Here is an 18,428-nt window from a genome sequence, read left to right as displayed (position 1 = left end):
ACCCCTAGCCGAAGAAGTTGCGTACGTGCTCCAGGCCGTCCACCAGGGCGTCGACCTCGGCGGGCGTGGAGTACAGGTAGAAAGACGCTCGCGTGGTCGCGGGAATTCCGTAGCGCAGGCAGACCGGACGGGCGCAGTGGTGGCCCACCCGCACCGCGATGCCCTGCTCGTCGAGGACCTGGCCCACGTCGTGCGGGTGGATGTCGCCCAGTGTGAAGGAGATCGCCGCGCCCCGGTCCTCGGCCGTGCTGGGGCCGATGATCCGCAGGTCGGGGACTTCGAGCAGCCGCTTGACCGCGTACTCGGTGATCGCGTGCTCATGCGCGGCGATCTTGTCCATGCCGATGGCCGCGAGGTAGTCCACGGCCGCGCCCAGGCCCACGGCCTGCGCGATCGGGGGCGTGCCCGCCTCGAACTTGTGCGGCGCCGGCGCGTACGTCGACGAGTGCATCGAGACCGTCTCGATCATCTCGCCGCCGCCCAGGAACGGCGGCAGGTCCTCCAGCAGCTCCTGGCGGCCCCACAGCACGCCGATGCCCGTCGGGCCGCACATCTTGTGGCCGGTGAAGGCCACGAAGTCGGCCTGGAGGGCCTGCACGTCCAGCGGCATGTGCGGCGCGGCCTGCGAGGCGTCGACGCACACCAGCGCGCCGACCTCCTGCGCGCGGCGGACGATCGCCTCGACCGGGTTGACCGTGCCCATCAGGTTCGAGACCAGCGTGAAGGAGACGATCTTCGTCTTCTCCGTGATGATCTCGTCGATGTTGGAGAGGTCGAGACGGCCGTCGTCGGTGAGGCCGAACCACTTCAGCTTCGCGCCGGTGCGCTGCGAGAGCAGCTGCCAGGGCACGATGTTGGAGTGGTGCTCCATCTCCGTGATGACTATCTCGGTCTCGTGGTCCACCCGGTAGGGCTCGTCGGCCCAGCCCAGCATGTTGGCGACCAGGTTGAGCGACTCCGAGGCGTTCTTGGTGAAGATCACCTCGTCGCGGCTGGGCGCGTTGATGAACGCGGCGACCTTGTCGCGCGCCCCTTCGTACAGCGCCGTGGCCTCCTCGGCCACCGTGTACACACCCCGGTGGACGTTGGCGTTGTGCCGCTCGTAGTACTCGTTCAGGGCGTCGAGCACCTGGCGCGGCTTCTGCGAAGTCGCCGCGCTGTCGAGGTACACGATCTTCTTCCCGTCGTGGACCACACGGTCCAGCAAGGGGAAGTCCTTGCGGATCGCCTCTGTGTCGAGGAGGCCCGGCAGAATCGTCACTCGGAAGCGCCGCCCTTCGTGTAAGCCTCGTAGCCCTCGTTCTCCAGCTTGTCGGCGAGCTCGGCGCCGCCGGACTCGGCGATGCGGCCGTTCGCGAACACGTGCACGAAGTCGGGCTTGATGTAACGCAGGATGCGGGTGTAGTGCGTGATCAGCAGGGTGCCGACCTCACCGGTCTCGCGGACGCGGTTGACGCCCTCGGAGACGATCCGCAGCGCGTCGACGTCCAGACCCGAGTCGGTCTCGTCCAGGATCGCGATCTTCGGCTTGAGGAGCTCCAGCTGCAGGATCTCGTGGCGCTTCTTCTCACCGCCGGAGAAGCCCTCGTTGACGTTGCGCTCGGCGAAGGCCGGGTCCATCTGGAGCTGCTCCATCGCGGACTTGACCTCCTTCACCCAGGTGCGCAGCTTGGGGGCCTCGCCGCGCACGGCCGTGGCCGAGGTGCGCAGGAAGTTGGAGACCGAGACGCCGGGGACCTCGACCGGGTACTGCATGGCGAGGAAGACGCCGGCGCGGGCGCGCTCGTCGACGGACATCTCCAGGACGTCCTCGCCGTCCAGGGTGACCGTGCCGCCGGTGATCGTGTACTTGGGGTGACCCGCGAGCGAGTACGCGAGGGTGGACTTGCCGGAGCCGTTGGGACCCATGATGGCGTGGGTCTCGCCCTGCTTCACGGTCAGGTCGACGCCCTTGAGGATCGCCCGGGGGCCGTTCTCGGCTTCCACGGAGACGTGCAGGTCGCGGATTTCAAGCGTTGCCATGGGGACTTAGTTCTCCTGGGACACGGAGACGAGAACATCGTCCCCTTCGATCTTTACGGGGTATACGGGCACGGGTCGCGTGGCCGGCAGGCCGGACGGCTTGCCGGTGCGGAGGTCGAACGTGGAGCCGTGCAGCCAGCACTCGATCTGGCAGTCCTCCACCTCGCCCTCCGACAGCGAGACGTTCGCGTGCGAGCAGATGTCGTGGATCGCGAACACCTCGCCCGCGGTGCGGACGACCGACACCGGCGTGCCGTCGAGTTCCACCCGCACCGGGGTGTCCTCCTCCAGCTCGCTCAGTGCGCAGGCGCGGACGAAGGCGGACATCAGACGGACGCCTCCAGCTCCGCCTCGATCTTGGCGAGCAGGCGCTCCTCGACGTCGGCGACGCCGACCTGCTGGACGAGCTCGGCGAAGAAGCCGCGCACGACGAGGCGGCGGGCCTCGGCGGCCGGGATGCCGCGCGCCATCAGGTAGAAGAGCTGCTCGTCGTCGAACCGGCCGGTGGCCGAGGCGTGACCGGCGCCGGCGATCTCACCGGTCTCGATCTCCAGGTTCGGCACGGAGTCGACGCGGGCGCCGTCGGTGAGCACGAGGTTGCGGTTCATCTCGTACGTGTCGGTGCCCTCGGCCGCGGCCTGGATGAGGACGTCGCCGATCCACACGGCGTGCGCGTCGTCGCCCTGGAGGGCGCCCTTGTACACGGCGTTGGACTTGCAGTGCGGCGTGTTGTGGTCGACCAGGAGGCGGTGCTCCTGGTGCTGGCCCTTGTCGGTGAAGTACAGGCCGTAGAGCTCGGCCTCGCCGCCGGTGCCCGCGTAGGAGACGCGCGGGTGGAGGCGGACCAGGTCGCCGCCGAAGGTGACCACGACGGACTTGAAGGAGGCGTCCCGGCCGACCAGCGCGTTGTGCTGGGCGACGTGGACGGCCTTGTCGTCCCAGTCCTGCACGGAGACGACGGTCAGCTTGGCGCCGTCGCCCAGGACGTAGTCGACGTTGGCCGCGAGGACCGCGTCGCCGGTGTGGTCGATGACCACGACGGCCTCGGCGAACGCGCCGAGCTCGATGACCTGGTGCGCGAAGACGGTGCCGCCCTCGCCGTGCACGGCGATGCGGATCGGCTCGCTGAGGACGGCCTCCTTGGCGACGGTGACGACCGACGCCTTCTCGAACGACGAGTACGCCTGGGCGGCGACGCGGTCGACCGGCTTGCCGGCCCGGCCGAGCCGCTCGTCGTCACGGCCGACGGTCTCGACGGTGACGCCCTCGGGGGCGGTCACCTCGACCCGCACGCCGTCGCCGGTGGCGACCGCGGTGCCGTCGTGCAGCCCGCGCAGCCGCGCCATCGGCGTGAACCGCCACTCCTCCTCACGGCCGTGCGGGACCGGGAAGTCCGCGACGTCGAAGGACGGGGGCGCGCTCATGCGCGTGGCGACGGTCGACTCGGCGGCCACCGCGATCGAGCCGGCCGTGGTGGAACCGGCCGGGATGTTCTGAGCCTCAGCCATGGCTGTCGTAGTGCTCTCTTCCTGAATCAGAATCTGCTCAACTGCCGGACGGGGAGCGGTCGTCAGCCGACCGAGCCCTCCATCTGCAGCTCGATCAGCCGGTTGAGCTCCAGGGCGTACTCCATGGGCAGCTCCTTGGCGATCGGCTCGACGAAGCCGCGCACGATCATCGCCATCGCCTCGAACTCCGTCAGACCGCGGCTCATCAGGTAGAAGAGCTGGTCCTCGGAGACCTTGGAGACGGTCGCCTCGTGGCCCATGGACACGTCGTCCTCGCGGACGTCCACGTACGGGTAGGTGTCGGAGCGGGAGATCGTGTCGACGAGCAGCGCGTCGCACAGCACGTTGGACTTCGATCCGGCCGCGCCCTCGCCGATCTCGACCAGACCGCGGTACGAGGTACGGCCGCCACCGCGCGCCACCGACTTGGAGACGATGTTGGACGAGGTGTTCGGCGCCATGTGGACCATCTTGGAGCCGGCGTCCTGGTGCTGGCCCTCGCCCGCGAAGGCGATGGAGAGCGTCTCGCCCTTGGCGTGCTCGCCCATCAGGTAGACGGCCGGGTACTTCATGGTGACCTTGGAACCGATGTTGCCGTCGATCCACTCCATGGTCGCGCCCTCGTACGCCACGGCGCGCTTGGTGACCAGGTTGTAGACGTTGTTCGACCAGTTCTGGATCGTCGTGTAGCGGCAGCGGCCGCCCTTCTTGACGATGATCTCGACGACGGCGCTGTGCAGCGAGTCCGAGGAGTAGATCGGGGCGGTGCAGCCCTCGACGTAGTGGACGTACGCGTCCTCGTCGACGATGATCAGCGTCCGCTCGAACTGGCCCATGTTCTCCGTGTTGATGCGGAAGTAGGCCTGGAGCGGGATGTCGACGTGGACGCCCTTGGGCACGTAGATGAACGAGCCGCCGGACCACACGGCCGTGTTCAGCGACGCGAACTTGTTGTCGCCGACCGGGATGACGGTGCCGAAGTACTCCTGGAAGAGCTCCGGGTGCTCCTTCAGCGCGGTGTCGGTGTCGAGGAAGATGACGCCCTGCGCCTCCAGGTCCTCGCGGATCTGGTGGTAGACGACCTCGGACTCGTACTGGGCCGCGACACCGGCCACCAGGCGCTGCTTCTCCGCCTCGGGGATGCCGAGCTTGTCGTACGTGTTCTTGATGTCCTCGGGCAGGTCCTCCCAGGACTCCGCCTGCTTCTCGGTGGACCGCACGAAGTACTTGATGTTGTCGAAGTCGATGCCCGAGAGGTCCGAGCCCCACTTCGGCATGGGCTTCTTGCCGAACAGCCGCAGGCCCTTGAGCCGCAGCTTCAGCATCCACTCCGGCTCGTTCTTCTTCGCCGAGATGTCGCGGACGACTGCCTCGGAGAGCCCGCGCTTGGCTGCGGCGCCCGCCGCGTCGGAGTCGGCCCAGCCGTACTCGTAGTTGCCCAGGCCCTCAAGTTCGGGGTGGGCAGTCTCCGTGGGGAGAGTCATGCGGGGTTCCTCCCGGCCGTGCTCGTGGATGCTGATTCGGTGTCTTGCGGGGACTGTGGTGCGCTGTGCGGGATGAACGTCGTGCACACCCCGTCGCCGTGGGCGATGGTGGCCAGACGTTGCACATGGGTCCCGAGGAGGCGGGAGAAGAACTCCGTCTCCGCCTCGCACAGCTGCGGGAACTGCTCGGCGGCGTGCGCGACCGGGCAGTGGTGCTGGCAGAGCTGCTCGCCCCGTCCGGGGAGGGGCGCGCTGCGCGCCGTAGCAGCGTACCCGTCGGCGGTCAAGGCCCTGGCCAGGGCCTCGGTCCGCTCCTCGGGCGGCGCCGCGGCCACGGCTTCGCGGTAGCTCTCCGCCTGGGACTCGATACGGGCCCGGGCGAAGGCGACGACGGCTTCCTCGCCGGCCGCGCCGCCGCCCGCGGACTTCTCGATCCAGCGGAGCGCGTCCACGGCCAGCTTGTCGTACGACTGGTCGAAGGCGTCCCGCCCGCAGTCCGTGAGGGCGAAGACCTTGGCGGGCCTGCCGCGGGTCCGCGCCCCGTACACCCGCTGTTCGCGGGGGGCCACGACCTCGTCGGCCACCAGGGCGTCGAGGTGGCGGCGGACGGCGGCCTGGGTGAGGCCGAGCCGCTTCGCGAGGTCCGCGACGGTGGAGGGACCGTGGTCCAGGATGGAGCGCGCGACCCGGTTGCGGGTGGACCGCTCACCGGTCGCGAGTTCCTCCTGCGGAGCCTCGCCGACGTTTTTCACAACACCATTGTTGCGTAATTCCTCAGAGCCTGACAAGCCACGTCGCGATCATCGAGCGGTGCGCTGCATCACTTAGGCATACCTAAGCTGACCTGCGGAAACGATCTTTGATCGATCAAATGGGGCACCCCCGAATTGAGCCCCCGCGACCGGCTTGACCTCGGGTAACGGCCGGACGGGGGGTGTTTTCGCACGTCATCCGCGGATCGCTTCCGGCGGCCCCCGCACACCCGCCGCGCGGCCCCTTCGACGGCCGGAAATCAAGGGTCGCGCACCCGCGCGTCCACGCCCCCGTACGACCCCCGACCCACGGTCCGGCGCCCTTCCCGCGCTGCCTAGACTGGCTCGTCATGAAGAGCGAGTCCGTCGTCCAGGTGACCGGCCTGGTCAAACGGTACGGATCGAAGACCGCCGTGGACGGCCTCGACCTGCGGGTCGCCGCCGGGACCGTCACCGCCGTCCTCGGCCCCAACGGTGCCGGCAAGACCACCACCATCGAGGTCTGCGAGGGCTACCGCAGGCCCGACGCGGGCACCGTCCGGGTCCTCGGCCTGGACCCCGTCACCGAGGCCGAGCGGCTGCGCCCGCGCATCGGCGTGATGCTCCAGTCGGGCGGCGTCTACTCCGGCGCCCGCGCCGAGGAGATGCTGCGCCACATGGCCAAGCTGCACGCCCACCCGCTGGACGTGCCCGCGCTGATCGAGCGCCTGGGCCTCGGCGAGTGCGGACGCACCACCTACCGGCGGCTCTCCGGCGGCCAGCAGCAGCGCCTGGCGCTCGCCATGGCCGTGGTCGGCCGCCCCGAACTGGTCTTCCTGGACGAGCCGACGGCCGGGCTCGACCCGCAGGCCCGCCGCGCCACCTGGGACCTGGTCCGCGAACTGCGCGCCGACGGCGTCTCCACCGTCCTGACCACCCACTTCATGGACGAGGCCGAAGAGCTCTCGGACGACGTGGCGATCGTGGACGCGGGCAAGGTCGTCGCCCAGGGCTCCCCCGAGACGCTCTGCCGCGGCGGCGCCGAGAACACCCTGCGCTTCACCGGCCGCCCCGGCCTCGACCTCGCCTCGCTCCTCAAGGCGCTCCCCGACGGCACGGCCGCCGCCGAGCTCACCGCGGGCGCGTACCGCATCAGCGGCACCGTGGACCCCCAGCTGCTGGCCACCGTCACCTCTTGGTGCGCCCAGCACGGCGTGCTCCCCGACGGCATCGCGGTCGAGCGCCACACCCTTGAGGACGTCTTCCTGGAACTGACCGGTAGGGAGCTGCGCCGATGAGCGCCGGTGCTGGTACGTACACGCCGAAGCCGGGGGCCGCGCCCGTCGGCCGGATGATCAGCGCGCAGACCGCGCTGGAGACGCGGATGCTGCTGCGCAACGGCGAGCAGCTGCTGCTCACCGTGGTCATCCCGACGCTGCTGCTGGTGCTGTTCAGCGGGGTCGACATCATCGACACCGGCGCGGGCAAGTCCGTGGACTTCCTCACACCGGGCGTCCTCGCGCTCGCCGTGATGTCCACCGCCTTCACCGGCCAGGCCATCGCCACCGGCTTCGAGCGCCGCTACGGCGTGCTCAAGCGGCTCGGCGCCTCCCCGCTGCCGCGCTGGGCGCTGATGACCGCCAAGACGCTGTCGGTGCTGGTCACCGAGGTGCTCCAGGTCGTCCTGCTGATCGTGATCGCCCTCGCGCTCGGCTGGTCGCCGCACGGCAACCCGCTTGCCGTGCTGCTGCTCCTGGTGCTCGGCACCGCCGCGTTCTCGGGGCTCGGGCTGCTGATGGCGGGCACGCTCAAGGCCGAGGCGACGCTCGCCGCCGCCAATCTGGTCTTCCTGCTGCTGCTGGTGGGCGGCGGGGTCATCGTGCCGATGGACAAGTTCCCGGACGGCGTGCGGGACGCGCTCGGCCTGCTGCCGATCTCGGCCCTCTCCGACGGGCTGCGCGACGTCCTCCAGCACGGCGCCTCGATGCCCTGGGGCGACCTGGGGATCCTGGCGGTCTGGGCGGTGCTGGGCCTCGGTGCGGCGGCCCGGTTCTTCCGCTGGGAGTAGCCGGTCCGGCCGGGGGCCGGCGGCTCGTTCCGGCCCCCTCGTGAAAACGTGCACAAACGGCCCCCTACGATAGGGCCCATGCCGAACGTGACCCGAGCCGATGTGGCTCAGGCGGTGCGCAACCCGCTCGCCTTCATCGCCGAGCGGTGGACGCCGTCCCCGCGGACCGTCCAGCGCGCGGCGCTCAGCGCCGTCGTCATGGCCGTCGTCATCGTGGTGACCGGCGGCGCGGTCCGGCTCACCGGCTCCGGGCTCGGCTGCCCGACCTGGCCCAAGTGCACCGACCAGAGCCTGACGCCGACCGGCGAGATGAACTTCCACAGCGCCGTCGAGTTCGGCAACCGGATGCTCACCTACGTGCTGTGCGCGGCCGTCGGCTGGGCGATCGTCGCGGCCCGCGCGGCCAAGCCCCGGCGGCGCTCGGTCACCCGGCTCGGCTGGGCCCAGTTCTGGATCGTGATGGGCAACGCGGTGCTGGGCGGCGTCGTCGTCCTGGTCGGCCTCAACCCGTACACGGTCGCGGCGCACTTCCTGCTCTCCACCGCGCTCCTCACGGTCGCGATGACGACCTGGCAGCGCACCCGCGAGGGCGACGACGCGCCGCGCCCGCTGGTCGGCAAGGCCGTGGTCCAGCTGACCTGGCTGCTGGTGGTCGCCGCGGGCCTGCTGGTCGCGGTCGGCACGGTCGTCACCGGTTCGGGGCGACACGCGGGCGACTCCAGCGACGTGGAGCGCATCCCGCTGAACTGGACGATGATCAGCCAGCTCCACGCCGACCTCGCCTGGGTCGTGGTGGCCCTCACGGTCGCGCTCTGGTTCGTCCTGAAGGCGGTCGACGCCCCGGCGGGCCCGCGCGACCGCGCCCGCGACCTGTTCCTGGTGCTGATGGGCCAGGGGATCATCGGCTACGTCCAGTACTTCACCAAGACGCCCGAGGCCCTGGTGGCCCTGCACATGTTCGGCTCCTGCCTGGTGTGGATCGCGGTGGTCCGCGTCCTGCTCTCGCTCCGCGAGCGCCCGCAGACCGCCGTGACCGTGCCCGCCCAGTCAGACCCGGCCCTCACCCGCGCCTGACAGCCCGTACACCCGCCGGGCGTTGCCCGCGCCGATCAGCGCGGCGACCCGGTCCGCGTCGGTGCGCGCCCACGCCCCCTCGGCCACCCACGCGCCCAGCACCCGGCCGAGCGCGTGGTGGAAGAGCCGGGCGCCCACCACGTGCAGCTCGGGCAGGCCGCGCGCGCCGCTGGAGTAGAGCAGCTTCCCGAACGGGGCCAGCTCCAGCAGCTCGGCCAGTACGTCGGCGGCCCGCGCCCCGGTGCGCACCAGGGCCGGGCCCACGTCCGCGTACACGTGCGGGAAGACGCTCGCCAGATGGGCGGCCTGGCGGTGGTACGGATAGCCGTGCAGCAGCACCAGGTCGGTGCCGAGACCGTTGGTGGCGGCGGCGAAGCCCGCGAGCCCGGTCGGATCGGCCATGCCCAGGCGCAGCTGGAGCGGGCGTCCCGAGGCCACCGCGCTCCACAGCACGTGCCGCAGCAGCACCGGGTCCTCCAGCGGCTCCTGGATGCGGCGCCGGGTGAGCCAGCGCCCCGCCGCCCCGCGCACCTCCCCGGGGCCCGGCGGGGCCGGGTCGAGGGGCTCGCGCGCGGCGGTGACGGAGAGGAAGGCGACGGCCGAGGTGGCCGCGGTGTGCACGGCCTCGGCGAGGTTGGCCAGAAAGGCGTCGACGGTCCCCGAGGTGTCGGCGACCTGTTCGGCCAGCAGCTCCAGGCGGACGATCTCATGGGCCTCGGCGGCCCCGGCGGCGGCCAGCTCGCCCGGTCCGGTGAGGTCGCCGGGCAGTCCGGTGAGGTCGCCGGGCAGTCCGGTGTCGACCAGATAGGCGCGGACGCCGGAGCCGCGCAGCAGCCGCCGGCCGGTCTCCAGGACGCCCAGCTCGCGGCGGCGGGCCAGATAGCGGGCCGGCGGGCAGTGCGCCTCCAGGCCGAGCAGCGGCGGACACCAGCGGCGCACGGCGAAGCCGGTCTGGGTGTCGAAGAACGTGGTGCCGGGCGCGGGCGGCGCGCCGGTCCTGCCCAGCTGCGTCTCGAACGTGCCGAGCCCCAGTTCGGTGCGGAGCACGCCGTGGCAGTACTGGTCCACCAGCTCCGGCTGGGGCACAGCGTCGATCATCCGGGGCTCCCTGGCTGGACGGCTCTTCCATCCCGCCTAACGGGTGAGCCCCGGATGAGTGTTGCGGTTCGTTCAGCCGTTCTTCGGACCGCCGAGCTGGATTCCCGCCATCCGGGTCCACTCGTACGGGCCGGTCTTCACCTTCAGCGCGAACTCGCCGTCGAACTCGTCGTGGACGGTGATCCCGGCCTTCTCGACGGCGCTCAGCGCGATCTCCCGGCTGGGGGCCACCAGGTCGCCCCAGCCGCCGTCGGAGCCGACGAGGACGATCCGGGCGCCCCGCTGACCGAGGTACGCGACCTGGCCCTCGGCGCCGCCGTGCTCCTTGGCGAAGTTGCCGATCTGGCGGGCGAGCTTCGCCGCCCGCCGCTCGTCCTTGGCGGCCTGCTTCTCGTCAACCTGGGTGTCTGCCATGCCCAGGATGCTACTCGCGGGTAGCCCCGGATGCGACGGGAGGGCCCAGTGGCCTGCGCCACTGGGCCCTCCCGTACGAAGGAGCGGGTCGGCTACCGCAGGAAGGGGTCCACCGCGACGGCCACGAAGAGGATCGAGACATAGGTGATGGACCAGTGGAACAGCCGCATCTCCTTGAGCTTGGCGCCCGTCACCTCGGCCTTGGCGCGGTTCTGCAGCCCGTGCGCCTCCCACAGCCAGAAGCCGCCCGCGAGCAGCGCCACCGCCGTGTAGAACCAGCCGGTGTAGCCGAGCGGGGTCAGCAGCAGCGAGACCGCCACCATCACCCAGCTGTAGAGGACGATCTGACGCGCGACCACCTTGTTGGAGGCGACCACCGGCAGCATCGGCACGCCCACGCGCGCGTAGTCGTCCTTCACCTTCATGGAGAGCGGCCAGTAGTGCGGCGGCGTCCAGAAGAACATCACCAGGAAGAGGATGACCGGTGCCCAGGACATCGAGTTGGTCACCGAGGACCAGCCGATGAGGACGGGCAGACAGCCCGCGATGCCGCCCCAGACGATGTTCTGGGAGGTGCGGCGCTTCAGCAGCATCGTGTAGACGACCACGTAGAAGAGCAGCGCACCGAGGGACAGCGCGGCGGACAGCCAGTTGACGAGGAGGCCGAACCACAGCGTGGAGACCACCGCGAGGGTGAGGCCGAAGGCCAGGCACTCGCGCGGCGAGACCATGCCGGTCACCAGTGGCCGCTGCGAGGTCCGGTCCATCAGCGCGTCGATGTCGCGGTCGATGAACATGTTCAGCGCGTTGGCGCCGCCGGCCGAGAGATAGCCGCCGACGGTGGTCGCGACCACCAGCCACAGCGACGGAACGCCCTGCTCGGCCAGGAACATCACCGGAATGGTGGTGATGAGGAGCAGTTCGATGATCCGCGGCTTGGTCAGTGCCACGAACGCCTTGACGCGGGCCCCGAACGGCCGATGGCCCCCCGGGCTGGGAGTCAAGACGACCCCTGCGGGTCGGGACTCGACGGCCGTCACGCACACCCCTGACAGAGAATTCCCAGCAAGTCCCGGGGCAATCGGTCGGATGGGCCCGGACGTTCCGGGCGTGAATGCCCGGTAAAGACTTGCGCGTACCACGCCACTCTAGACGTTGCCCCTCCACCGCCCTTCGCGGGGGTGGGGTCGTGTTGGGGCGGGTCGCGAAAGGCCGGGCCATGAGGCGGAAGTGAACGCTCTTGGGCACTCTGGAGATGTGTGTCCCAACCGGTGGGCACTCGAAAAAGTGATCGTTGCGGCGGAGGTAGGCTCGACAACGCCCGGTGCGCCCTCAGTCACCGGGAACGAACATGTGGAGAGGAGCCCTGACCCAGGGTGAGCACCAAGCCGACCACCACAGACCTTGAGTGGACCGAACTGGACCAGCGGGCCGTAGACACCGGCCGCGTCCTGGCCGCGGATGCTGTACAGAAGGTCGGCAACGGCCATCCTGGTACGGCGATGAGCCTGTCCCCGGCCGCGTACACCCTCTTCCAGAAGGTGATGCGCCACGACCCGGCGGACCCGGACTGGACCGGCCGCGACCGCTTCGTGCTGTCCGCGGGCCACTCGTCCCTGACGCTCTACATCCAGCTGTACCTGGCCGGGTTCGGGCTTGAGCTCGACGACCTGAAGGCGTTCCGGACCTGGGGTTCGCGGACCCCGGGCCACCCGGAGTACGGCCACACCCCGGGCGTGGAGACCACCACCGGCCCGCTCGGCCAGGGTGTCGCCAACGCCGTGGGCATGGCCATGGCCGCCCGCTACGAGCGCGGCCTGTTCGACCCGTCGGCCGCTCGGGGCGAGTCCCCGTTCGACCACTTCATCTACGCGATCGCGGGCGACGGCTGCCTCCAGGAGGGCATCTCCGCCGAGGCGTCCTCGCTGGCCGGGCACCAGAAGCTCGGCAACCTGATCCTGCTGTGGGACGACAACCACATCTCGATCGAGGGCGACACCGAGACGGCCGTGTCCGAGGACACGATGAAGCGGTACGAGGCGTACGGCTGGCACGTCCAGCGCGTCGAGCCGCAGGCCGACGGCGACCTCGACCCCAAGGCGCTGTACGCGGCGATCGAGGCGGCCAAGGCCGAGACCGGGCGCCCCTCGTTCATCGCGATGCGCTCGATCATCGCCTGGCCCGCGCCGAACGCGCAGAACACCGAGGCCGCGCACGGCTCGGCGCTCGGCGACGACGAGGTCGCGGCCACCAAGCGCGTCCTCGGCTTCGACCCGGAGCGGACCTTCGAGGTCGCCGACGAGGTCATCGCGCACACCCGCGCCGCCCTGGACCGCGGCCGTGAGGCGCGGGCCGAGTGGGAGAAGTCGTTCGCCGCCTGGCGCACGGCCAACCCGGAGCGCGCCGCCGAGTTCGACCGGATCGCGGCGGGCGAGCTGCCGGCCGGCTGGGAGCAGCACCTGCCCGCCTTCGAGACCGGCAAGGGCGTCGCCACCCGCGCGGCCTCCGGCAAGGTCCTGGCGGCGCTCGGCGCGGTCATCCCGGAGCTGTGGGGCGGCTCGGCCGACCTCGCGGGCTCGAACAACACGACGATCGACAAGAACTCGTCGTTCCTGCCCGAGGGCAACCCGCTGCCGGAGGCCGACCCGTACGGCCGCACGATCCACTACGGCATCCGCGAGCACTCGATGGCCGCCGAGATGAACGGCATCGCGCTGCACGGCAACACCCGCATCTACGGCGGCACCTTCCTGGTGTTCTCCGACTACATGCGCAACGCGGTGCGCCTGTCGGCCCTGATGCACCTGCCGGTGACGTACGTGTGGACGCACGACTCCATCGGTCTGGGCGAGGACGGCCCGACCCACCAGCCCGTCGAGCACCTGGCCTCGCTCCGCGCGATCCCCGGTCTCAACGTGGTCCGTCCGGCCGACGCCAACGAGACGGCCATCGCCTGGCGCGAGGTCCTCAAGCGCTACACCAAGGTGTTCGGCAAGGGCGCCCCGCACGGCCTGGTGCTGACCCGTCAGGGCGTGCCGACGTACGAGGCGGACGAGAACGCGGCCAAGGGCGGCTATGTGCTCTTCGACGCGGACGGCGGCGACGCCCAGGTCGTGCTGATCGGCACCGGCTCCGAGGTCCAGCTGGCCGTCGAGGCCCGCGAGCAGCTCCAGGCGGCCGGCGTGCCGACCCGGGTGGTCTCGATGCCGTGCGTGGAGTGGTTCGAGGAGCAGGACCAGGCGTACAAGGACAGCGTCCTGCCGCCGTCGGTCCGGGCCCGGGTCGCGGTCGAGGCCGGCATCGGTCTGACCTGGCACCGGTACGTGGGCGACGCGGGCCGGATCGTCTCGCTGGAGCACTTCGGCGCGTCGGCGGACGGCAAGGTCCTCTTCCGCGAGTTCGGCTTCACCGCCGAGCACGTGGCCGCCGCCGCCCGGGAATCTCTCGCCGCCGCCACGCGCTGACGCCGGTATACGAACTAGTAGGAGATGCATTTCTCATGACAGACGCACTCAAGCGCCTCTCCGACGAGGGCGTGGCGATCTGGCTCGACGACCTGTCGCGCAAGCGGATCACCTCCGGCAACCTGGCCGAGCTGATCGACCAGTCGCACGTGGTGGGTGTCACCACCAACCCGTCGATCTTCCAGAAGGCGATCAGCCAGGGTGACGGCTACGACGCCCAGCTCGCCGACCTCGCGGCCCGCAAGGTGACCGTCGAAGAGGCGATCCGGATGATCACGACGGCAGACGTGAGGGACGCCGCCGACATCCTGCGCCCGGTCTTCGACGCGACCGAGGGCCAGGACGGCCGGGTCTCCATCGAGGTCGACCCGCGCCTGGCGCACAACACCGCGGCGACGGTCGCCGAGGCCAAGCAGCTGGCGTGGCTGGTGGACCGGCCGAACACGCTCATCAAGATCCCGGCGACCAAGGCGGGCCTGCCCGCGATCACCGAGGTCATCGGCAAGGGCATCAGCGTCAACGTCACGCTGATCTTCTCGCTGGAGCGCTACCGCGAGGTCATGGACGCCTACCTGGCCGGCCTGGAGAAGGCCAAGGAGCGCGGCCTGGACCTGGCGAAGATCCACTCCGTGGCGTCCTTCTTCGTGTCCCGGGTGGACACCGAGATCGACAAGCGGATCGACGCGCTGGGCACCGACGAGGCCAAGGCCGCCCGCGGCAAGGCCGGTCTGGCCAACGCCCGGCTCGCCTACCAGGCGTACGAGGAGGTCTTCTCCTCGGACCGCTGGACCGCGCTCGACAAGGCGCACGCCAACAAGCAGCGTCCGCTGTGGGCCTCGACCGGGGTGAAGGACAAGGCGTACAAGGACACCCTGTACGTCGACGACCTGGTCGCGCCCAACACGGTGAACACCATGCCGGAGGCCACCCTGGAGGCGGCCGCCGACCACGGGCAGATCACCGGCGACACCGTGACCGGCACCTACGAGCAGTCCCGTGCCGAGCTCGACGCGGTCGAGAAGCTGGGGATCTCCTACGACGAGGTCGTGCAGCTCCTGGAGGACGAGGGCGTCGAGAAGTTCGAGGCGGCCTGGAACGACCTGCTCAAGTCGACCGAGGCGGAGCTCAAGCGCCTGGCACCTTCGGAGGGCTAAACCTTGTCAAGCAGCAATCCGCTGCGTGACGCCGCAGACCGACGGCTCCCGCGCATCGCGGGGCCGTCGGGCCTGGTGATCTTTGGCGTCACGGGCGATTTGTCCCGTAAAAAGTTGATGCCCGCCGTCTATGACCTCGCCAACCGGGGGCTGCTCCCGCCGGGCTTCTCGCTGATCGGTTTCGCCCGTCGCGAGTGGCAGGACGAGGACTTCGCGCAGGAGGTGCACGACGCCGTCAAGGCGCACGCGCGCACCCCCTTCCGCGAGGAGGTCTGGCAGCAGCTCATCCAGGGCATGCGGTTCGTCCAGGGCGACTTCGACGACGACAACGCCTTCGAGCAGCTGAAGTCCACCATCGCCGAGCTCGACAAGGCGCAGGGCACCGGCGGCAACTTCGCGTTCTACCTCTCGGTGCCGCCGAAGTTCTTCCCGCAGGTCGTCCAGCAGCTCAAGAAGCACGGGCTCGCCGACCAGAAGGAGGGCTCCTGGCGCCGCGCGGTCATCGAGAAGCCCTTCGGCCACGACCTGGTCTCCGCGCAGGAGCTCAACCAGGTCGTCCACGAGGTCTTCCCGCCGGACGAGGTCTTCCGGATCGACCACTACCTCGGCAAGGAGACCGTCCAGAACATCCTGGCGCTCCGCTTCGCCAACACCATGTTCGAGCCGCTCTGGAACCGGTCGTACGTCGACCACGTCCAGATCACCATGGCCGAGGACATCGGCATCGGCGGCCGGGCCGGGTACTACGACGGCATCGGCGCCGCCCGTGACGTCATCCAGAACCACCTCCTCCAGCTGCTCGCGCTGACCGCGATGGAGGAGCCCGCCTCCTTCGACGCCGACGCGCTGGCGGCCGAGAAGACCAAGGTGCTCGGCGCCGTGCGGCTGCCGAAGGACCTGGGAGCCAACGCGGTGCGCGGCCAGTACGCGGCCGGGTGGCAGGGCGGCGAGAAGGCCGTCGGCTACCTCCAGGAAGACGGCATCGACCCCAAGTCGAAGACCGACACCTACGCCGCGGTGAAGCTGGAGATCGACAACCGCCGCTGGGCGGGCGTCCCCTTCTACCTGCGCACCGGCAAGCGCCTGGGCCGCCGGGTCACCGAGATCGCGGTGGTCTTCCAGCGCGCCCCGCACTCCCCCTTCGACCACACGGCGACGGAGGAGCTGGGCCAGAACGCCCTGGTCATCCGGGTCCAGCCGGACGAGGGCGTGACCGTGCGGTTCGGCTCCAAGGTGCCCGGCACCTCGATGGAGGTCCGGGACGTCTCGATGGACTTCGCCTACGGCGAGTCCTTCACCGAGTCCAGCCCGGAGGCGTACGAGAGGCTCATCCTCGACGTCCTGCTCGGCGACTCCAACCTCTTCCCGCGCCTGGAGGAGGTCGAGCTGTCCTGGAAGATCCTCGACCCGATCGAGCGGTACTGGGACACCCACGGCAAGCCCGCGCAGTACGCGTCGGGCACCTGGGGCCCGGTCGAGGCGGACGAAATGCTCGCACGAGACGGACGGAGCTGGCGCCGGCCATGAAGATCGACCTTACGGACACCACGGCCAGCAAGATCAACAAGGCGCTCGTCCAGGGCCGCCGCGCCATCGGCACCCCCGCCGTCGGCATGGTCCTGACCCTGGTCATCGTCACCGACGAGGAGAACGCGTACGACGCGCTCCGTGCCGCCAGCGACGCCTCGCGCGAGCACCCCTCGCGCACCCTGGTCGTCATCAAGCGGGTCTCGCGCACCCCCCGCGACCGCACCCAGTCGCGGCTCGACGCCGAGGTGCGGGTCGGGGCGGACGCGGGCACCGGCGAGACGGTCATCCTGCGGCTCTACGGCGAGGTCTCCGACCACGCCCAGTCCGTGGTGCTGCCGCTGCTGCTGCCGGACGCGCCCGTCGTCGTCTGGTGGCCGGTCAACGCGCCGCTGGACCCCACCAACGACCCGCTGGGCTCGCTGGCCCAGCGCCGGGTCACCGACACCTACGCGGCCGAGCAGCCCATCCACGAGCTGACCGCCCGCGCCGAGACCTACACCCCGGGCGACACCGACCTGTCGTGGACCCGCATCACGCCCTGGCGTTCGATGCTGGCCGCGGCGCTCGACCAGGTGTCGTGCAAGGTGACCTCGGTCGAGGTGGAGGGCGAGGAGTTCAACCCGAGCTGCGAGCTGCTCGCCATGTGGCTCGCGGACCGGCTGGACGTGCCGGTGCGCCGTTCCCTCTCGTCCGGGCCCGGGCTCACCGCCGTCCGGATGGAGACGGACTGCGGGCCGATCGTCCTGGACCGGGCCGACGGCTCGCTGGCCACGCTCTCCATGCAGGGCCAGCCGGACCGCGCGGTGGCGCTCAAGCGCCGCGAGACGGCCGAGCTGATCGCCGAGGAGCTGCGGCGCCTGGACCCGGACGACACCTACGCCTCCGCGCTGAAGTTCGGTGTGGACCGGCTGGGCGAGCCGGTCCCGGCGCAGGCCGAGGAGGCCGCGGCGCAGGCCGCCGGGTCCGGCCCGCAGCCGGAGGCAGCCGAGGCCAAGCCCGCCGCGAAGAAGGCCCCGGCCAAGAAGGCGGCGGCCAAGTGAACACCCCTCAGCTCGTCGTCCACCGCGACAAGGAGCTGATGGCGCAGGCCGCGGCGGCCCGGCTGATCACGAAGGTGGTGGACGCCCAGGCCGCGCGCGGCTCGGCGTCGGTGGTCCTCACCGGCGGGCGCAACGGCAACGGGCTGCTCGCGGCCCTCGCCTCCTCCCCCGCCCGGGACGCGATCGACTGGTCGCGGCTCGACCTGTGGTGGGGCGACGAGCGGTTCCTGCCCGAGGGCGACCCGGAGCGCAATGTCACGCAGGCCCGCGCGGCGCTGCTGGACGCGGTGCCGGTGGACCCGCGGCGGGTGCACGCCATGCCCGCCTCGGACGGGCCGTACGGCTCGGACGTGGACGCCGCCGCCGCTGCCTACGCCGAGGAGCTGGCCGCCGCGGCCGGCCCCGAGGACCACGGCGACGTCCCGGCGTTCGACGTGCTGATGCTGGGCGTCGGCCCCGACACCCATGTGGCCTCGCTCTTCCCGGAGCTGCCCGGGGTGCGCGAGCAGGAGCGGACGGTGGTCGGGGTGCACGGCGCGCCCAAACCGCCGCCGGTGCGGGTCTCCCTGACCCTGCCGGCGATCCGGTCGGCCCGCGAGGTGTGGCTGCTCGCGGCGGGCGAGGACAAGGCGCGGGCCGCGGCCATCGCCCTGTCCGGCGCGGGCGAGGTCCAGGCCCCGGCCGCGGGTGCGTACGGCCGTGGCCGCACCCTGTGGCTGCTGGACTCGGCGGCGGCCTCGCAGCTGCCGCGCGCCCTGTACCCGCCGGCTTCGCCGTGAGGTCCGGGCGCTGAGCCGGGCGGGCCCGGTCCACCTCACGGTGGGCCGGGCCCGTCGCTTTG

The 18,428-nt window shown here is 70.8% G+C and carries 17 protein-coding genes; 8 read left to right on the top strand and 9 right to left on the bottom strand.

Annotated elements, in window-relative coordinates; genetic code table 11:
• Positions 1 to 4: 4 nt before the first annotated feature.
• The 6 genes from AB5J87_RS26670 to AB5J87_RS26645 all read right to left on the bottom strand — a co-directional run bounded on the left by AB5J87_RS26670 (position 5) and on the right by AB5J87_RS26645 (position 5,766).
• Positions 5 to 1,261, bottom strand: a complete 1,257-nt coding sequence (locus tag AB5J87_RS26670) for a cysteine desulfurase (protein WP_369379969.1) — start codon at positions 1,259 to 1,261, stop codon at positions 5 to 7.
• Entirely contained in the window at positions 1,258 to 2,022 is a 765-nt protein-coding gene (gene sufC, locus AB5J87_RS26665) for a Fe-S cluster assembly ATPase SufC (protein ID WP_369379968.1), read from the bottom strand. The genes AB5J87_RS26670 and sufC overlap by 4 nt, the downstream gene beginning before the upstream one ends.
• A 6-nt stretch (positions 2,023 to 2,028) precedes the next feature.
• A complete protein-coding gene (locus AB5J87_RS26660) occupies positions 2,029 to 2,349 on the bottom strand; it encodes a non-heme iron oxygenase ferredoxin subunit (protein ID WP_369379966.1) in 321 nt (106 codons plus the stop codon).
• A complete protein-coding gene (gene sufD / locus AB5J87_RS26655; protein WP_369379965.1) occupies positions 2,349 to 3,530 on the bottom strand; it encodes a Fe-S cluster assembly protein SufD in 1,182 nt (393 codons plus the stop codon). Before sufD ends, AB5J87_RS26660 begins: the two co-directional genes overlap by 1 nt.
• A gap of 62 nt (positions 3,531 to 3,592) precedes the next feature.
• Positions 3,593 to 5,014 carry a Fe-S cluster assembly protein SufB gene (gene sufB, locus AB5J87_RS26650; protein WP_369379963.1) on the bottom strand — a complete coding sequence of 474 codons (1,422 nt, stop codon included), beginning with the start codon at positions 5,012 to 5,014 and terminating at the stop codon, positions 3,593 to 3,595.
• The gene (locus tag AB5J87_RS26645; protein ID WP_369379961.1) at positions 5,011 to 5,766 is read right to left on the bottom strand and encodes a helix-turn-helix transcriptional regulator; all 756 of its coding nucleotides are present in this window, start codon (positions 5,764 to 5,766) and stop codon (positions 5,011 to 5,013) included. Before AB5J87_RS26645 ends, sufB begins: the two co-directional genes overlap by 4 nt.
• Before the next feature lie 350 nt (positions 5,767 to 6,116).
• Here AB5J87_RS26645 and AB5J87_RS26640 point away from each other — a divergent pair, with 350 nt between their 5' ends.
• The 3 genes from AB5J87_RS26640 (at position 6,117) to AB5J87_RS26630 (ending at position 8,887) form a co-directional block, all read left to right on the top strand.
• Entirely contained in the window at positions 6,117 to 7,043 is a 927-nt protein-coding gene (locus AB5J87_RS26640) for an ABC transporter ATP-binding protein (protein ID WP_369379960.1), read from the top strand.
• Positions 7,040 to 7,813 carry an ABC transporter permease gene (locus AB5J87_RS26635; protein WP_369379959.1) on the top strand — a complete coding sequence of 258 codons (774 nt, stop codon included), beginning with the start codon at positions 7,040 to 7,042 and terminating at the stop codon, positions 7,811 to 7,813. Before AB5J87_RS26640 ends, AB5J87_RS26635 begins: the two co-directional genes overlap by 4 nt.
• A 78-nt stretch (positions 7,814 to 7,891) precedes the next feature.
• Complete coding sequence (locus tag AB5J87_RS26630) at positions 7,892 to 8,887, top strand: heme A synthase (protein ID WP_369379957.1); 996 nt, start codon at positions 7,892 to 7,894, stop codon at positions 8,885 to 8,887.
• On the opposite strand, the gene AB5J87_RS26625 is transcribed toward AB5J87_RS26630, so the two are convergent.
• From AB5J87_RS26625 to AB5J87_RS26615, 3 genes are all read right to left on the bottom strand, one after another.
• A complete protein-coding gene (locus AB5J87_RS26625) occupies positions 8,861 to 9,985 on the bottom strand; it encodes an amidohydrolase (RefSeq protein WP_369379954.1) in 1,125 nt (374 codons plus the stop codon). The genes AB5J87_RS26630 and AB5J87_RS26625 overlap by 27 nt on opposite strands.
• A gap of 72 nt (positions 9,986 to 10,057) precedes the next feature.
• Positions 10,058 to 10,399: a hypothetical protein gene (locus tag AB5J87_RS26620; protein ID WP_369379952.1), complete on the bottom strand. Its 342-nt coding sequence runs from the start codon at positions 10,397 to 10,399 to the stop codon at positions 10,058 to 10,060.
• Between the two features lie 92 nt (positions 10,400 to 10,491).
• On the bottom strand, positions 10,492 to 11,445 hold the full coding sequence (locus AB5J87_RS26615) for a heme o synthase (protein WP_369379951.1): 954 nt from the start codon (positions 11,443 to 11,445) through the stop codon (positions 10,492 to 10,494).
• Between the two features lie 330 nt (positions 11,446 to 11,775).
• Between AB5J87_RS26615 and tkt the strand changes: the two genes are divergently transcribed.
• Genes tkt through pgl form a run of 5 tightly spaced genes read left to right on the top strand, consistent with a single transcriptional unit; the run spans position 11,776 to position 18,366 of the window.
• Positions 11,776 to 13,863, top strand: a complete 2,088-nt coding sequence (gene tkt / locus AB5J87_RS26610) for a transketolase (RefSeq protein ID WP_369379949.1) — start codon at positions 11,776 to 11,778, stop codon at positions 13,861 to 13,863.
• Between the two features lie 35 nt (positions 13,864 to 13,898).
• The gene (gene tal / locus AB5J87_RS26605) at positions 13,899 to 15,017 is read left to right on the top strand and encodes a transaldolase (RefSeq protein WP_369379947.1); all 1,119 of its coding nucleotides are present in this window, start codon (positions 13,899 to 13,901) and stop codon (positions 15,015 to 15,017) included.
• A gap of 3 nt (positions 15,018 to 15,020) precedes the next feature.
• Positions 15,021 to 16,544, top strand: a complete 1,524-nt coding sequence (gene zwf / locus AB5J87_RS26600; protein WP_369379946.1) for a glucose-6-phosphate dehydrogenase — start codon at positions 15,021 to 15,023, stop codon at positions 16,542 to 16,544.
• Positions 16,541 to 17,587 carry a glucose-6-phosphate dehydrogenase assembly protein OpcA gene (opcA, locus tag AB5J87_RS26595; RefSeq protein ID WP_369379944.1) on the top strand — a complete coding sequence of 349 codons (1,047 nt, stop codon included), beginning with the start codon at positions 16,541 to 16,543 and terminating at the stop codon, positions 17,585 to 17,587. Before zwf ends, opcA begins: the two co-directional genes overlap by 4 nt.
• Positions 17,584 to 18,366, top strand: a complete 783-nt coding sequence (gene pgl / locus AB5J87_RS26590) for a 6-phosphogluconolactonase (RefSeq protein WP_369379942.1) — start codon at positions 17,584 to 17,586, stop codon at positions 18,364 to 18,366. Before opcA ends, pgl begins: the two co-directional genes overlap by 4 nt.
• Positions 18,367 to 18,428: the final 62 nt, after the last annotated feature.

This window comes from Streptomyces sp. cg36 (assembly GCF_041080675.1).
Taxonomy (GTDB): domain Bacteria; phylum Actinomycetota; class Actinomycetes; order Streptomycetales; family Streptomycetaceae; genus Streptomyces.
This window is presented reverse-complemented; position numbering and strand designations above follow the sequence as displayed.

Coding starts and splice junctions, on each gene's coding strand:
- sufC (WP_369379968.1), bottom strand. CDS start 2,022: ATGGCAACGCTTGAAATCCGCGACCTGCACGTCTCCGTGGAAGCCGAG.
- AB5J87_RS26660 (WP_369379966.1), bottom strand. CDS start 2,349: ATGTCCGCCTTCGTCCGCGCCTGCGCACTGAGCGAGCTGGAGGAGGAC.
- sufD (WP_369379965.1), bottom strand. CDS start 3,530: ATGGCTGAGGCTCAGAACATCCCGGCCGGTTCCACCACGGCCGGCTCG.
- sufB (WP_369379963.1), bottom strand. CDS start 5,014: ATGACTCTCCCCACGGAGACTGCCCACCCCGAACTTGAGGGCCTGGGC.
- AB5J87_RS26640 (WP_369379960.1), top strand. CDS start 6,117: ATGAAGAGCGAGTCCGTCGTCCAGGTGACCGGCCTGGTCAAACGGTAC.
- AB5J87_RS26635 (WP_369379959.1), top strand. CDS start 7,040: ATGAGCGCCGGTGCTGGTACGTACACGCCGAAGCCGGGGGCCGCGCCC.
- AB5J87_RS26630 (WP_369379957.1), top strand. CDS start 7,892: ATGCCGAACGTGACCCGAGCCGATGTGGCTCAGGCGGTGCGCAACCCG.
- AB5J87_RS26625 (WP_369379954.1), bottom strand. CDS start 9,985: ATGATCGACGCTGTGCCCCAGCCGGAGCTGGTGGACCAGTACTGCCAC.
- AB5J87_RS26620 (WP_369379952.1), bottom strand. CDS start 10,399: ATGGCAGACACCCAGGTTGACGAGAAGCAGGCCGCCAAGGACGAGCGG.
- tal (WP_369379947.1), top strand. CDS start 13,899: ATGACAGACGCACTCAAGCGCCTCTCCGACGAGGGCGTGGCGATCTGG.
- opcA (WP_369379944.1), top strand. CDS start 16,541: ATGAAGATCGACCTTACGGACACCACGGCCAGCAAGATCAACAAGGCG.